The organism is Pseudomonas fluorescens (assembly GCF_005938625.1).
Lineage (GTDB): Bacteria > Pseudomonadota > Gammaproteobacteria > Pseudomonadales > Pseudomonadaceae > Aquipseudomonas > Aquipseudomonas fluorescens_BD.
Genome location: NZ_VCNJ01000089.1, coordinates 1 through 15,259 on the forward strand (window position 1 = coordinate 1; position 15,259 = coordinate 15,259).

The 15,259-nt window shown below is 57.5% G+C and carries 16 protein-coding genes; 11 read left to right on the forward strand and 5 right to left on the reverse strand.

Annotation, left to right across the window (positions count from 1 at the left end; genetic code table 11):
- Positions 1-178 precede the first annotated feature (178 nt).
- Positions 179-1,456: a lysozyme inhibitor LprI family protein gene (locus FGA82_RS30005; RefSeq protein ID WP_249384302.1), complete on the reverse strand. Its 1,278-nt coding sequence runs from the start codon at positions 1,454-1,456 to the stop codon at positions 179-181.
- 282 nt (positions 1,457-1,738) lie between these two features.
- Between FGA82_RS30005 and FGA82_RS30010 the strand changes: the two genes are divergently transcribed.
- From FGA82_RS30010 to FGA82_RS30025, 4 genes are all read left to right on the forward strand, one after another.
- Positions 1,739-3,343 carry a tetratricopeptide repeat-containing response regulator gene (locus FGA82_RS30010; RefSeq protein ID WP_141129894.1) on the forward strand — a complete coding sequence of 535 codons (1,605 nt, stop codon included), beginning with the start codon at positions 1,739-1,741 and terminating at the stop codon, positions 3,341-3,343.
- On the forward strand, positions 3,340-4,032 hold the full coding sequence (locus FGA82_RS30015; RefSeq protein ID WP_141129895.1) for a sensor histidine kinase: 693 nt from the start codon (positions 3,340-3,342) through the stop codon (positions 4,030-4,032). Before FGA82_RS30010 ends, FGA82_RS30015 begins: the two co-directional genes overlap by 4 nt.
- A gap of 200 nt (positions 4,033-4,232) precedes the next feature.
- The gene (locus FGA82_RS30020) at positions 4,233-5,474 is read left to right on the forward strand and encodes a glutamine synthetase family protein (RefSeq protein WP_171057392.1); all 1,242 of its coding nucleotides are present in this window, start codon (positions 4,233-4,235) and stop codon (positions 5,472-5,474) included.
- A 69-nt stretch (positions 5,475-5,543) separates the two neighbouring features.
- On the forward strand, positions 5,544-6,935 hold the full coding sequence (locus FGA82_RS30025; protein ID WP_141129897.1) for an MFS transporter: 1,392 nt from the start codon (positions 5,544-5,546) through the stop codon (positions 6,933-6,935).
- Between the two features lie 73 nt (positions 6,936-7,008).
- Here the strand turns inward: FGA82_RS30025 and FGA82_RS30030 are convergent, their stop codons facing one another.
- From FGA82_RS30030 to flgA, 4 genes are all read right to left on the reverse strand, one after another.
- Positions 7,009-7,755 (reverse strand): flagellar brake protein, encoded by a 747-nt coding sequence (locus tag FGA82_RS30030; protein WP_077574153.1) that lies wholly within the window; start codon positions 7,753-7,755, stop codon positions 7,009-7,011.
- An 88-nt stretch (positions 7,756-7,843) separates the two neighbouring features.
- Positions 7,844-8,311: a flagella synthesis protein FlgN gene (locus FGA82_RS30035; protein ID WP_141129898.1), complete on the reverse strand. Its 468-nt coding sequence runs from the start codon at positions 8,309-8,311 to the stop codon at positions 7,844-7,846.
- A 48-nt stretch (positions 8,312-8,359) separates the two neighbouring features.
- Positions 8,360-8,686 carry a flagellar biosynthesis anti-sigma factor FlgM gene (flgM, locus tag FGA82_RS30040; protein ID WP_077574151.1) on the reverse strand — a complete coding sequence of 109 codons (327 nt, stop codon included), beginning with the start codon at positions 8,684-8,686 and terminating at the stop codon, positions 8,360-8,362.
- A gap of 148 nt (positions 8,687-8,834) precedes the next feature.
- A complete protein-coding gene (gene flgA, locus FGA82_RS30045; RefSeq protein WP_141129899.1) occupies positions 8,835-9,596 on the reverse strand; it encodes a flagellar basal body P-ring formation chaperone FlgA in 762 nt (253 codons plus the stop codon).
- Positions 9,597-9,678: 82 nt separating this feature from the next.
- Between flgA and FGA82_RS30050 the strand changes: the two genes are divergently transcribed.
- From FGA82_RS30050 to FGA82_RS30080, 7 genes are all read left to right on the forward strand, one after another.
- A complete protein-coding gene (locus tag FGA82_RS30050; RefSeq protein WP_141129900.1) occupies positions 9,679-10,611 on the forward strand; it encodes a chemotaxis protein CheV in 933 nt (310 codons plus the stop codon).
- Between the two features lie 46 nt (positions 10,612-10,657).
- A complete protein-coding gene (gene cheR / locus FGA82_RS30055; protein ID WP_016983976.1) occupies positions 10,658-11,485 on the forward strand; it encodes a protein-glutamate O-methyltransferase CheR in 828 nt (275 codons plus the stop codon).
- Positions 11,486-11,822: 337 nt separating this feature from the next.
- Entirely contained in the window at positions 11,823-12,230 is a 408-nt protein-coding gene (gene flgB, locus FGA82_RS30060; protein ID WP_007917581.1) for a flagellar basal body rod protein FlgB, read from the forward strand.
- 3 nt (positions 12,231-12,233) lie between these two features.
- Positions 12,234-12,677, forward strand: a complete 444-nt coding sequence (flgC, locus tag FGA82_RS30065; RefSeq protein WP_003227217.1) for a flagellar basal body rod protein FlgC — start codon at positions 12,234-12,236, stop codon at positions 12,675-12,677.
- A gap of 15 nt (positions 12,678-12,692) precedes the next feature.
- On the forward strand, positions 12,693-13,418 hold the full coding sequence (gene flgD, locus FGA82_RS30070) for a flagellar hook assembly protein FlgD (RefSeq protein ID WP_141129901.1): 726 nt from the start codon (positions 12,693-12,695) through the stop codon (positions 13,416-13,418).
- A gap of 30 nt (positions 13,419-13,448) precedes the next feature.
- Positions 13,449-14,789, forward strand: a complete 1,341-nt coding sequence (gene flgE / locus FGA82_RS30075; protein WP_141129902.1) for a flagellar hook protein FlgE — start codon at positions 13,449-13,451, stop codon at positions 14,787-14,789.
- Between the two features lie 263 nt (positions 14,790-15,052).
- Positions 15,053-15,259 (forward strand): calcium-binding protein (locus FGA82_RS30080; RefSeq protein ID WP_432767194.1); only part of this gene is annotated, 207 nt, incomplete at its 3' end.

Sequence of the window (15,259 nt, forward strand, 5' to 3'; positions counted from 1 at the left end):
GTTGGGGTTTTGTTTTGCCTGCAGGAAAGTTCTTCCGGGATAAAGTTTGGGAAGACTATCCTAAAGCCCCGTCGCAATGGAGATTGCTACGGGGCTTTTTGCATTACCGTCAGATGACGAACTGCCACGGCGAGCCGCGACTTCACCATTGATTTTCAATATCAGACAGGATGCGCGGCTAACCTTCGTTCAGCTCAACTTTACCTATTGAAGTGCTGACTTCGGTCATGTGTCGGCGACCGTAGACTTCGTATGTACGGCTGCCGTCATCGCTGTCCGGTTTACGCAATGCCAGTTGCGCGAACAAACCATTCTTTTCGCTGTAACTGCCGAACCAGTCGATCAAGGCGCCGATGTAACAATCATTGCCAATGAAGACCGGCAGGTCGGCGACTTTTTCAATGCTGTAATGCGCCGGGCCAAAGCTGTAGTAATCGTTTTCACCGGCGCCGGTAGCCGGAATAGGGCAGAGCGGTTCTTTTGATGGGATAGCGGCGCTTTCATTTACTTTGGCCATTGCCAGATTGAGCGCTCGGTGCAGATCGGGTTCGAGTTCAAACGTGCTGTTGCCATCATCTTTGTGTTGAAGAACGGGCACGTCGAGTTCATAGCGATAACGGATTGTCACCGTAGGCACCAGGACGTTGATTTTCAGCGGGTTGAGCAAGTAGACCCGATCAACGCCGTATTCGCTGTTTCGATAAGCCGCGTAAGTCTTGCCGCGCAGGCTTATCCAGTCCACCGACTGATTGGCGCCGCGATCGTTGGTATAGAACAGCGAACTTTCGGGTTCAACAGAACGTTTGACGAACCGTTCGCCGTCGCGCCGCCAGGTTTCCACATAAGTGAACAGGCCGGTGCCGCCGGCGTAAGTATTTACAATCAGATCGCGTTGCCCGTCGTCATCCAGATCCCGCAAGGTGTAAGACGTCAGGCCGGTCTCGGCAGCGTCAGTGATCCGCGAAGCGCTCAACGCTCTCCATTCATTGGCAGTAACGCCTTTGGGCTGCGCTGTCGGAAAGTGCGTTATCGAAGAGTCATCTTCATTGGCATCGCCGTCAAAACCGCCGGCAGTCGTTTTGACGGCGAGCGCGGCGAGTGCCCTGTCCAGCGCAAACTCTGGATCATCTTCACTGGCGGCTTGAATGCGCTTTTGCAGGTCGTCCAGCGCCAGTGCATCGAGGTCATCCGGTTGATAGGCAACCGCTGCCTGCCACTGCGCGCGTAACGCTTGCAGGCGCTCACGATAATGCTGGCTCAGGCACGAAACGTCTTCGGCGCATTCATTGCGGGCTTTTAACCACAGTCGTTGAGTGCGCTTCAGTTCAGCTTGTGCGGGGGCAGAGGCTTTGAATAAATCCCGATAAACCACGCCCATCTGCGCATCCAGTTCAGACAGCGACTTGTTCGCGCAAACAGTGTTTTCAACGGCATTCGCCGCTTTTGTGCAATCCATTCCGGCCGCCATTGCCTGCTGTATAAACAGCAGCGCACAGACAGACGTGATGCAGCGTCCTTTGTTGTACACGATGTAAACCTTGTAGTGGAAAGTTGAACCGGCGCGCAGGTTAATCGCTGGGCGAGGAATCTTGAAGCGCTGGCTTCAGGGAACAGCACTTCTGGCCGATAACCCATTCGGTGACTTAAAAGTCGCGCGAAATCGCTTGATAGCATTTGGCCGCCAGCTATCATCTGCGCGCCTGAAATTGCCCTCACTTCAATTGCCTGGAAATCTTCGATGCTGTCGTATCACCAAAAGAGTTTTCTGATCGTCGATGATTTCTCGGATTTCCGCAGTTCAGTGCGTTCGATGCTGCGCGAGCTTGGGGTCAAGGACGTCGATACGGCCGACACCGGTGAGCAGGCGCTGAAGATGTGCGCACAGAAGTCCTACGATTTCATCCTGCAGGATTTCCATCTCGGCGACGGCAAGAAGAATGGTCAGCAGGTACTCGAAGACCTGATGCTGGAAAAGCTCATCAGCCATGAAGCGGTATTTGTCATGGTCACCGCCGAGACCAGTCAGGCGATGGTGCTCAGTGCCCTCGAGCATGAGCCGGACGCGTACCTGACCAAGCCGTTCAACCGCTCCGGCCTGGCTCAGCGCCTGGAGCGTCTGGAGCAGCGCAAGACGTTGCTCAAACCGATTCTGCAAGCCCTCGATCGTGGCAAACCGGTCGAGGTGCTCAACGCCTGCATCGCCCTGTGCAAGCAGGACATCCGCTATTCGCCGCTGTGCCTGCGTTATCGCGCCGATGCGCTGCGCGACATGAACCAGAACGAAGCGCTGGAACGCCTGTACGACAGCATCATCGCCGACCGACCATTGCCGTGGGCGTTTGCCGGATTGGGCAAGCTGCTGTTCAAGCGTGGCCAAGTGGCGCAAGCCAAAGGCGTCTATGAGAAGGCGCTGAAAGTGTTTCCGATGATGCCGTCGTTGTACGACGGCATGGCCGACGTGTTGGTTGCCGAGGGCGACACCAAAGGCGCACAACGGGTGCTGGAAGAGGCGATTCGCCTGTCGCCGCTGGCGGTGCGTCGCCAAGCCTTGCTCGGCAAACTGGCGATGGCCAACGAAGATTTCGACACGGCTTCGCGCGCCTATCGTCAAGCGGTGGCGCAAGGCGCGCAGTCGCGGTTCAAGGATCCGGAAAGCAATCTCGGCTTGGCTCACGCGCTAATCAGCAAGGGCAGTGAGCGCGGTCTCGACACGCGCACGCGGCTGGAGATCAACACCACCCTCAGCGCCGTGGCCAAGGAGAACCCGAGCGACCCCGGCCTGCAGATTCGCGCACGACTGATGAAGGCCACCAGCCTGCTGCTCAATGATGCCGAGACCGCCGACAAGCTTACCGAGCAAGCGTTGATGCGCCTGGATGGTATGGAGCAATTCATGAGTCCGGAAGCGGCGTTGCTGGTCGCCAAGCAATTGCAGATGCTCGGTCAGGCCGAGGCGGGCACCTCGATGCTCAAGAGCTGTGCGGAAATCTACGGTGATGATCCGGCGGTGATGAAAGACATCGCCAAGCTCACCGATGACCCGACTATTCTCAGCTCCAGCAATGCCGCTGCCGACCTCAACCGTCAGGGCGTGCGTGTGTACAAAACCGGCAACCTGGTGGAGGCCCGCGAGGTCTTCCGCAAGGCGCTGAAGATGCAACCGAAGAACATCAGTATCGCGCTGAATATGGCCCAGTCGCTGCTGCATGGCACCGACACCAGTGTGCCGTCGGCGGAGCTGGAAGAATGTCAGGCCTGCCTGAAAATGGTCGGCCTGATGCCCGACACCGACGCGCGTTTCGCGCGTTATCAGAAGCTGAAAAGCAAGGCGTTTGGCGAATGAACCACGACGAGCAAACTCTGGATTTCTCCACGGTGATTGCCTCCACCGTCCACGACATGAAGAACTCGCTGGCCATGCTCATGCAGGCCCACAGCCAATGGCTGGCGCGCTTGCCTGAGGCCCAGCGTCAAGGCGCGGAGCAGGGCGTGATCGACTTCGAGTTTGCCCACCTCAACGGCATGCTGGTGCAGTTGCTCGGGCTGTATAAGCTCGGCGTCAACCAGATGCCGCTGCAACCGGCCTATCACGAGCTCGACGACTTTATCGAGGCGCAACTGGCGGCGCATCAAGAGGTGTTCGCGAGTCGCGGGATCATCGCCACCTACGAGGTCGATCCGCTGAGTCCGTTGGGTTTCTTCGACCGCGAACTGATTGCCTCGGTGCTCGGTAACTGCATCAACAATGCGATTCGTTATGCACGCGAATCGTTACTGATCACCGTCAGTGACGAAGCCGGGCAACTGGTGCTGAGCATCAACGACGACGGCGACGGTTATCCGGCCGAGATGCTCGAGCGTCAGGCCGATTACGTGCAGGGCATCAATCACAGCAGCGGCAGCACCGGGCTCGGTTTGTATTTCGCCAATCGCATCGCGGCGCTGCATCAGCGCAACGGTGTCGAAGGGCGCACCGAAATACGCAATGGCGGGCCGCTTGGCGGCGGGGTGTTCAGCCTTTATCTGCCGTGACACAGGTTTTTGTTTGACGCTGCTTGATATTCCGAACAGCCGAAGCCTATTTTGTACGGGTCGCCGTTCGCGGCTCGCACAATAACAAGGATTGCGTCATGACAACCGATGGCCAGCGTTCACTCGCACAGCGATTGACGGGCATTGATGAGATTGAATGTGTCACGCCGGATTTGAATGGCGTGCCGCGAGGCAAAGTGATGACCGCGGAGGGTTTCCTCGAAGGGCGGCGTTTGCAGCTGGCGCGTGGCGTGCTGCTGCAATGCATCATGGGCGGTTACCCAGCGGCGCGGTTTTACGGCAGCGATGACGGTGATCTCGCCCTGATTGCCGAACCGACTCAGATCCATCGCTTGCCATGGAGTGACGACCCGCGTGCCTTGGCCATTTGCGATGCCGATGAACTGACTGGCGAAAGCTCCAACCTGTCGACCCGTGGTCAGCTCAAAAAGGTCATCGCCCGTTACGCCGCCCGCGGTCTCGCACCGGTGGTGGCGACCGAGCTGGAATTCTTTGTCTTCGCGCCGAACAGCGATCCGACGCAACCGTTCCGTCCTCCCGTTGGCCTCGACGGTCGTCGCGAGGATGGTCAGTCTGCGTTCAGCGTCAGCTCCAATAACGGCCTGCGCCCGTTCTTCAGCGAAGTCTATAAATGCATGGCGGCTCTCGGTCTGCCGCGCGATACCTTCATGCACGAGATGGGCGTCAGCCAGTTCGAGATCAATCTGCTGCACGGTGATCCCTTGCTGTTGGCTGATCAGACGTTCCTGTTCAAACACTTGCTCAAGGAAGTCGCGCTCAAGCACGGCCTGACCGTGGTCTGCATGGCCAAACCACTGGCGCACACGCCGGGCAGTTCGATGCATATTCACCAGAGCATCGTCGAGACCGGCAGCGGCAAGAATGTCTTCAGTGATGCGGACGGAGAGGCGACGGCGATGTTCCGCCACTTCATCGGCGGTCAACAGGCAGGCATGGCCGATTTCACCGCACTGTTTGCACCCAATGTGAATTCCTATCAGCGTCTGTGCCATCCCTATGCATCGCCCAACAACGCGTGCTGGTCCCACGACAACCGTGCCGCTGGGCTGAGAATTCCGGCCAGTTCGCCGGTTGCTCGTCGGGTGGAAAATCGTCTGCCGGGTGCCGATGCCAATCCGTATCTGGCGATCGCCGCCAGTCTGGCTGCCGGTTTGCATGGTATCGAGCATGAACTGGAACCGACCGAGGCGATTCAGGGCGAGTTCGAAGTGCCGGACAACCTCTCGCTGCCGTGTACTTTGCATGCCGCGCTCGAACGTCTGAAACGTAGCCAATTGGCGAGGGAACTGTTCGGACAGGAGTTCATCGAAGGCTACATCGCTTCGAAGACCATGGAGTTGACCAGCTTCTTTGATGAAATCACTCCCTGGGAACGGCGTGTTCTAGCAGCCCAGGCCTGACGAACTGTCGCCGCCGGACTATCGTTTTGATAGTCCGATCTTTACTGCAAGGAGCCGCTCGGAACGCCGATGCGCCAAATCTGGAAATCCTTTCGAGCGCTGTATTTCGCCTCGCTGATGATGTTGATCGGCTCGGGCCTTCTATCCACTTATCTGGCCTTGCGTCTGGCGGCTGACAACGTCGACGGCCTCTGGGTCGGTGCGCTGATGGCAGCCAACTATTTCGGTCTGGTGCTGGGCGGCAAGATCGGTCACCGGTTGATCGCGCGGGTCGGGCATATCCGTGCTTATTCTGCCTGTGCCGGGATTGTCGGGGCGGCGGTGCTTGGCCATGGCCTGGTCGATTGGCTGCCGGCGTGGCTGGTGCTGCGGACCATCGTAGGTCTGGGCATGATGTGCCAATACATGGTGATCGAAAGCTGGCTCAACGAGCAGGCGGACGCCAATCAGCGAGGTCTGGTGTTCAGCGGTTATATGATTGCTTCGTACCTTGGCCTGGTGCTCGGCCAACTGATTCTGGTCATGCATCCGGGGCTGGGTCTGGAATTACTGATGCTGGTCGCGCTGTGCTTCGCGCTGTGTCTGGTGCCTGTGACATTGACTCGAAGGATTCACCCGGCGCCACTGCATCCGGCGCCGATGGAACCGCGCTTCTTTATCAAGCGGGTGCCGCAGTCGCTGAGTACGGTGCTCGGTGCCGGTTTGATTATCGGTTCGTTCTATGGTCTGGCGCCGCTGTATGCCTCGCAACAAGGGCTGTCGACCGAGCAGGTCGGTCTGTTCATGGGTAGCTGCATCTTCGCCGGGCTGCTGGTGCAGTGGCCGCTGGGCTGGTTGTCCGATCGTTACGACCGGGCGCTGCTGATTCGCTGCTTTGCCGGGTTCCTGGCGGTGGCGGCGTTGCCGTTGGCGGTGCTGCCGCAGGTCCCGCTGGAGGTGTTGTTCGGGGTTGGTTTCCTGTGTTCGCTGGTGCAGTTCTGCCTGTATCCACTGGCGGTGGCGTTCTCCAACGACCATGTAGAGGGTGATCGCCGGGTGTCGCTGACCGCGATGTTGTTGGTGACCTACGGGGTCGGTGCGAGCATCGGGCCGTTGCTTGCGGGCGTGTTGATGAAGTTGTTCGGCAGCCAGAGTTTGTATGCGTTTTTCAGTTTCTTCGCGCTGGTGCTGGTGTGGCGGATCCGGCCGAAAGCCGTGACCAATCTGCATCAGGTCGACGATGCGCCGCTGCATCACGTGGCCATGCCCGACAGCATGTCCAGCTCACCGCTGGTGGCCGCCCTCGACCCTCGCGTAGATGAGCAAGTGGTGCAGGAGCAGATGGTGCAGGACCCTGTGCAAGCGCCGCCGGCTCCCGAGCCGGAGCCTGAACCCGATACGCAACCAGAGCCTGCGGCAGAAACTGAAACGGATAGTGGTAGCGACAAGCCCACGCCAGATCTCAGTGGCGGCAGACCTTGAACTGAACAAAAAATACCGTGCATAAAAAAGGGCAGTCCCGCCAGGGACTGCCCTTTTTATTGGCCGTTACGAATCACATATCGTCTTTGTCGAAACGGCGTGCTTCACGTTGCAACTGATAAACGAAACGCTCAACGTTGCGCGCTGCCTGACCACTGATGTTGTGGAAACGCAGGCCGGCAAAAGTAATGTTGAGTTTTTCTTCGAAGTGCAAATAGCGTAGTTCGACGGAAGTTGGCTGGTTGCCGAACAGCGGCGGCGCGATCAGGCGGTCATAGACCTGACCCAGTTGCAGGCGATCGGTGATATCGCCTTCGAAACGCAGCTTGCAGCCGGTCGCGGAGATATCCAGCAGTTTGCCGTTGATCGGCGCCTTGAGCTTTTCGCCGCCCAGCTCAACGCTGACCAGATCGGTCAGTTTCAGTGCGGCGCGGAAGGCATTGCGGCGCTGGTGGTAAACTACTTCGGTCGGCAGCTCGCCGGTGTAGAAGCGGTCACCCTCCGATTCCTCGATATTCAGCGTGCCGGTGCATTCCCAGGCAATGCGCACGCCTTCATGAAAACCTTCGACCTTGAACGGCTCGCCGGCGAGAAGGAATCGTTCGCCATCTCGCGGGATCATCTCGTCCAGAGCGATCGAAGCGCTGTCGCGGTCGACTTTGATCAGGTAGCTCTGGAAGCGCTGGCTGCGCTCGTGAAAGGTGATGATCAGCGGATCGTGGCTTTCTTGCAGCTGGCGCAGGTTGCTGGAGATTTCCAGTGGCGTGGTGAGCACCTTAGGGGGCTGCGGAGCATCATCCGCGCTGAGGGCGTTGGACACGGTTTATCAATCTCCAGACAAAATATGACGACTAGCCAGCATTTTGCCAGCATGTTTCGCGGGTTGATAGGGCTGGCGCATCAACGGCTCATGCCTGGCTGAGCGGACGCGGTACGGCGGGCTTGGCAAAAGTACCGCTGGCGTTATAAAGCGCTGGCGCTTCACCACCGGTGAGGATCTTCAACTGATTGGCCGTGGCGGCCTGCTGGATCTGGATCGACTGGCCATTCTTGACGTTGGCGGCCTGGCATTGAGCGATCAGATCGGTCAATGCATCGCCTTGCGTCAACAACTGCTCGCCAATGCTCGACTGGCCAGCCAGTTGCGCAAGTCCGCTGCGGTCGGTCGGCAAGTTGAGGCTGGCGAGGATTTCGCTGCGTTTGCGGCCATGCTGTTCAAGCAGAATGATCAATGCCTGTTTGTGCGCCAGAATTTCTTCCAGCAGGGGCATGTCGCGACCGTGCAAAGCGAGAGATTCGGTTTGCAACAACTCTAGCAATTGTTGAGCTGGAGCAAAGTCGTCGTTGATCAGTTGCAATAAATTAGTGTCGTGCATGGCTGGCCTTGGGTGTTAAGCGTCCAAAAGCCTCGCGCCGGCAAAGGCCTAGCGCTGGGCTTCGAAGTTGAGCAGTTTGCTGGCTACACGGTTGCTGTCGACTTTATAGCTGCCATCGGCAATCGCGGCTTTCAACTCGGCCACACGGGCTTTGTCGACAGCAGGTTGATCGCGCAGCTTGTCAGTGACCTTCTGCAACTGTTGAGCCTCATTGCTGAGGTGTACCGATTCCCCGCTTTTTGCGGTACTGGCCGGTTCGGCCTGGGTATTCAGCGGCGCGGAGGTGCCGGTTTCGGCGGTTTCCTTGGCGTTGCTGGTACGTGTACTGCCCGTAAGTGACGAGGAGCTGTTCAAACGGCTGAAATCGATGACCATGATAAAAACCTCTGGGAATTTGGACGCTTGCCATGTTTTCGGCCATCCCCTGGAAAACTTTAGGCTCATTTGCAATGAGCCTTGCATGCGCCGGCGCGTGTCCTGCTGCGGCACAGTTTAGGGAACAGCCGGGGTCAGCGCCAGTTTTCTACATCGCGACTTCCACTTGGCCGGGCGCGGTGACTTGCGCCTTGATGACCCGTTGCGAGTTGAGGTTTTTCACGCGGATCTGTTCTTTCAAACCGCCATTGGCCAGCGCTTCACCGGGCATGCGCACGGCGAGCGTGCCGCTGCGCGCAGTGATGACTACTTGATCGCCCTTGCGAATGACTTCGGCCTGTTCCAGATGAACCAAGGTAATGACCTGATCGGCTACCGTTGGTCGGGTTAATTTCTGCCCGATCGCTTCGTCTACCGAGGTCAGAAAGCCTTGGTTGATCGTGCTCACGTCGCGCTCACGCAGGGTCACGTCCTGTGGTTCGATAATACCCGCACGTTTGAGCGGACGCGTGGTGGTCACAATCTCGCGAAACAGGCGGACTTGAGCGGGCACGAACACGGTCCAGGGCGAGGCGCCTTCACAGCGAACCTTCACGGTAACCCGGCCCAACGGACGTGCGGGGCTCTCCAAAGTCGCTGTCAATTCCTTGTCGCACATAGGCATGCGCATACGGGGGTCGAGCTGGTTGACTTCGATTTCGTAGCGGCCTTCCGTTTGACTGGTAGCCAGATAGTCTTCTACGGTGAACTCAAGAAAGCCCTGAGTGACGCCGATAAGCATGTCAGGCAAGGTAACCGCATCAGCAATGGCAGGGCTGCCAGCGAAAAAGCAGCAAATGGCGCACGCAGTACAAAGCCCTCTGCGAAGAGGCGATGTCAGGCGTCGGAAAAATGTCGTTTGAGCGTTCATACGAGTTAAAAAGCAAGCGCCGTGCCGTTTAGCAATGAATGTGCGTCGCAACAACACTTGGCGTTGGTGTAGGAGTCTGGGCATGGCTGGTGTAATGGATTCGGTGAACCAGCGCACGCAACTGGTAGGGCAGAATCGCCTGGAGCTGTTGTTGTTCCGTCTTGACGGTCAGCAGCTCTATGGAATCAACGTGTTCAAGGTGCGGGAAGTGTTGCAATGCCCGTCGCTGACGTTGATGCCCAAGTCCAGTCCTGTCGTGTGCGGGGTGGCAAATATCCGGGGGGCGACCATTCCGATCCTTGATCTGGCAATGGCCACCGGTTCCGGAGCGTTGAAGGACAAGAACAACCCGTTCGTGATCATCACGGAGTACAACACCAAGACCCAGGGTTTCCTGGTCCGCTCGGTGGAGCGCATCGTCAACATGAACTGGGAAGAGATTCATCCACCGCCCAAGGGCACGGGTCGCGATCATTACCTGACCGCTGTGACTCGGGTGGACAATCAGTTAGTCGAAATCATCGACGTCGAGAAAGTGCTGGCGGAAGTTGCGCCGACACCGGAAGCGATTTCGGTGGGCGTGGTCGATGTCGAGACCCAGACCAAGGCACTGTCGTTGCGTGTCTTGACGGTCGATGACTCATCGGTGGCGCGCAAGCAGGTCACGCGTTGCCTGCAGACGATCGGTGTCGAAGTGGTGGCGCTGAACGACGGCAAGCAGGCGCTGGATTACCTGCGCAAGTTGGTCGACGAGGGCAAGAAGCCGGAAGAAGAGTTTCTGATGATGATCTCCGACATCGAGATGCCGGAGATGGACGGATACACTTTGACGGCCGAGATTCGCGCTGACCCGCGCATGCAAAAGCTTCATATCATCCTGCATACTTCGTTGTCCGGGGTATTCAATCAGGCGATGGTCAAGAAAGTCGGTGCTGATGACTTCCTGGCCAAATTCCGCCCTGATGACCTGGCATCCCGGGTAGTCGACCGGATCAAAGCAGCAGATATCAGCTAGGGGCGTTTTGTCCCTGGCGGTCAACACGATTTAAGAGGCGGCATCATTGTCTACGGGTAATTTGGATTTCGAACAGTTCCGGGTCTTCCTGGAAAAAGCCTGTGGCATTTTGCTCGGTGAAAACAAGCAGTACCTGGTCTCGAGCCGTCTCAACAAACTGATGGAGCAGCAAGGCATCAAATCCCTGGGTGAGCTGGTTCAGCGCATCCAGACCCAGCCGCGCAGCGGTTTGCGCGAGCAGGTAGTCGATGCCATGACGACCAACGAAACCCTGTGGTTTCGGGATACCTATCCGTTTGAAGTCTTGAAGAACAAGGTGCTGCCTGAAGCGATCAAGGCCAGCCCCAACCAGCGTCTGCGGATCTGGTCGGCCGCTTGCTCGTCGGGCCAGGAGCCGTACTCGCTGTCGATGTCGATCGACGAGTTCGAACGCACCAACCTTGGCCAGTTGAAGATGGGTGTGCAGATCGTTGCCACTGATTTGTCCGGCCTTATGCTGACCAACTGCAAGACGGGCGAATACGACAGCCTGGCGATCGGTCGCGGTTTGTCGCCGGAACGTCTGCAGCGTTACTTCGACCCAAAAGGGCCGGGGCGTTGGGTGATCAAGGCGCCGATCAAGAACCGCGTGGAGTTCCGCTCGTTCAATCTGCTCGACAGCTATGCCGCGCTGGGCAAGTTCGACATCGTGTTCTGCCGTAACGTGTTGATCTACTTCTCTGCCGAAGTGAAGAAAGACATCCTGTTGCGCATTCACAGTACGTTGAAGCCGGGCGGTTATCTGTTCCTTGGCGCTTCCGAAGCGCTGAACGGGTTGCCGGATCATTACCAGATGGTGCAGTGCAGCCCGGGGATCATTTACCAGGCGAAGTGAAGCATGCGGAAAAAAGGGAGCCCTCAAGGGCTCCTTTTTTTTGCCGCATGCTTCACGTAGGAGCTGCCGAAGGCTGCGATCTTTTGATTTTGTTTTTTAAGAACCAGATCAAAAGATCGTCCGATCGCGGCCCGAGCCTTCGGCAGCTCCTACAGGGGGAGGTGTTAACAGGAAGAAGCGGCAGAAAAGCGGCATCCGGCGGAAACCGGTTGCCGCTTTTCTGGCATTGCCGCTTTGCCGGCGTCGCGCAAAGCCCCGGTTTACGGGCGTTTTATGGTTTGGCACGGCGCTTGCTAAAGCTCAGTTACGAAAAACCGGTCACCTGAAGGTTCCCGACATGAGCATCAGCTTCGATAAAGCGCTCGGCATTCACGAAAAGGCATTGGGCTTCCGCGCCCAGCGTGCCGAAGTGCTGGCCAACAACATCGCCAACGCCGACACCCCGAACTACAAGGCTCGGGATCTGGACTTCTCCAAAGTGCTTGAAGCACAGACCCAGAAAAATGCGAACGGCACCATCGCCCTGAACATGACCAACAGCCGTCACATCGAAGCTGAAGGCCTGGGCAACGGCGACGAATCGCTGATGTATCGCACACCGATGCAACCTTCGATCGACCAGAACACCGTGGATGCCCAACTGGAACAGTCGAACTACGCGGAAAACGCTGTCGGCTTCCAGGCCAGCTTCACCCTGCTCAACAGCAAATTCAAAGGGCTGGTGTCAGCCCTGCGCGGAGAGTAATTCATGTCCCTGTCCAGCGTTTTCAACATTGCCGGCAGCGGCATGAGCGCACAGACCACGCGTCTGAACACCGTGGCTTCGAACATCGCCAACGCCGAAACCGTCTCGTCGAGCATCGACCAGACCTATCGCGCCCGTCACCCGGTATTCGCCACCATGTTCCAGGGCGGCCAGAACAGCGGCAGCAATTCGCTGTTCCAGAGCCAGGACGCGGCCGGTCAAGGCGTACAGGTGCTCGGTGTGGTCGAAGACCAGAGCAACCTCGAAGCGCGCTACGAGCCGAACCATCCGGCGGCCGACGCCAAAGGCTACGTCTACTACCCGAACGTCAATGTGGTGGAAGAAATGGCTGACATGATTTCCGCGAGCCGGTCCTTCCAGACCAACGCCGAAATGATGAACACCGCCAAAACCATGATGCAGAAGGTACTGACCCTCGGTCAGTAATAAGGGGCGACTGCCATGAGTGTTTCCGATACCACCAGCAGCTTGAGCATGAATGACATCCTGGCGAACTCGTCGAAAAAGACCGGTTCGACCACAGGTGGCATTGCTTCGGCCACTAACAGCGCGACCGGCGGCCAGGCCTTGGGCAAGGACGCGTTCCTGCAATTGCTGGTCACCCAGCTGAAAAACCAGAACCCGCTCGATCCGCAGGACAACAGCGCATTCGTTGCCCAGTTGGCACAGTTCAGTAGCCTGGAAGGCATCACCACGCTGAACAGCACGGTCAGTTCGCTGGCCGGCAACTACAACTCGTCGCAAGCCTTGCAGGCTTCGTCGCTGGTGGGCCGCAATGTGATCGTGCAGACCAACTCGGTTCAGCTCGACGATCCGAGCAAAGGCATGACCGGTTCGGTCACCGTGCCGTCGTCGATCGCCGGCGGCACCGTGAGCATTACCGACAGCAGCGGCACGGTGGTTCGCACCATCGATCTGGGCAGTCGTGCCGCAGGCGCCGCGAGCTTCACCTGGGACGGCAAGGACAAGGACGGCAATGTGGTCAAGACCGGTACCTATACCGTCAAGGCCAACGCATCGATCAATGGTACCTCGACCGATATGGCGACCTACCTGCCGGCCACGGTCACCAGCGTGACGATCAGCCAGACCGGCGGCGAACTGATGCTCAACCTGTCCGGCAAGGGCACCGTTGCCCTGTCCAAAGTACAAACCATTGGTATATAGAGCCGACTAACCGGCACAAAGGAGTGGAATATGTCTTTCAATATCGGCCTTAGCGGTCTCTATGCAGCCAACAAACAACTGGACGTGACCGGCAACAACATCGCCAACGTTGCAACCGCCGGTTTCAAATCGTCCCGTGCAGAATTCGAAGACGTTTACTCGGCCACTCGCCTGGGTAGCGGCAGCAAAGTGATCGGTAACGGCGTGCGCCTGGCCAACGTTTCCCAGCAGTTCACCCAAGGTGACATCAACAACACCGGTAACGTGCTGGACATGGGCATCAACGGTTCGGGCTTCTTCACCATGAGCAACAACGGCTCGGTGTCCTACACCCGTGCCGGTACGTTCAAGGTCGACAACGCCGGTTACATCACCAACACCGACTACACCTCGCGCCTGCAGGGTTACGGTGTTGACGCCAATGGCAAGATCATCAACGGCGTGTTGACCGACCTGAAGATTGATACCTCGAACTTGGCGCCGAAATCGAGTTCGTTGGTGACTTCGAGCATCAACTTGAACTCGACTGCGTCGGTGATCGTTGATACCGGCACCAACGCCGTCAAGTTCGACCCAAGCAAGCTTGAGACGTACACGAAGAGCTTTAGCACTCCGATCTATGACACGCAGGGCAACTCGCATGTTATGGACCAGTACGTGGTTAAAACTGGCGAGAACACCTGGAAGGTGTACACCCTGGTCGATGGCCGTAACCCGGATGCAGCCGGTAGCGATCCAACCAAGGTCGATCCGGTTGCTTCGACTCTTACGTTTGACAGTTCCGGCAACCTGCTGCAAGTCAGCACGCCTAGCACGTTACCGGCTCCGGCGCCGAACCCGATCATCAGTAGCGACTTGAAACTGACCGGTTGGGTACCGGGCAAAGTGGTCAACGGCACCTTTACACCTAATGGTGCTGCGGCAAACCCGGCCGGTATTACCATTTCGATGGCCAAGACCACTCAGTACAACGCTGACACCGCGCGTTCGATTCCGACTCAGGACGGTTACGCCACTGGCCAGATCACCAACCTGACCATCGACGGCACCGGTACTTTGTTTGCCAACTTCAGCAACAACCAGAGCAAGGCCATCGGCCAGGTTGCGTTGGCCAGCTTCACCAACGAACAAGGCCTGCAGGCTATCGGTGGCACCAGCTGGAAAGAGACTTTCGCTTCGGGTATCCCGGGCTACGATGCACCGGAAACCGGTACCTTGGGTTCGATCGCTTCCAACTCGCTGGAAGAGTCGAACGTTAACCTGACCAACGAGCTTGTGGACCTGATCAAAGGCCAGAGCAACTATCAGGCGAACGCCAAGACTATTTCCACTCAGAGCACCATCATGCAGACCATCATTCAGATGACTTGATGTGATCTGATAGCTGCATTGAAAACCGACGCCTTGAGCGTCGGTTTTTTTATGCGTGTCACTAAATTTACATTCACCAATTAACCGTTTGTCTGAATTTATGGTGTGGAAGTTGCAGTCCTGCCTGGCAAAGGACCTTGGCGTCAAAACTTCGCACGACCTGCTTCATTGGGCCATGACACTGGATGGCGATATGGAAGTCAGGAAGCTTCTACCTGGTTTTTCAACCGTAGTTTCCAACACAAAAACACAAGGACGATGTAATGGCGATAATCAACGGGACCGCTGGTGCCGATAATCTGCTCGGTACTGCGGGCGATGATCAGATACGTGGTTTGGCGGGCAATGATGTCTTGAATGGTGGGGCAGGTAATGATCTGTTGATCGGCGGCGATGGCGCCGATCAACTGATTGGCGGTGCCGGCTTCGACACCGTCAGCTATGAAGATGTACCCAACAGCGTGGCGGTG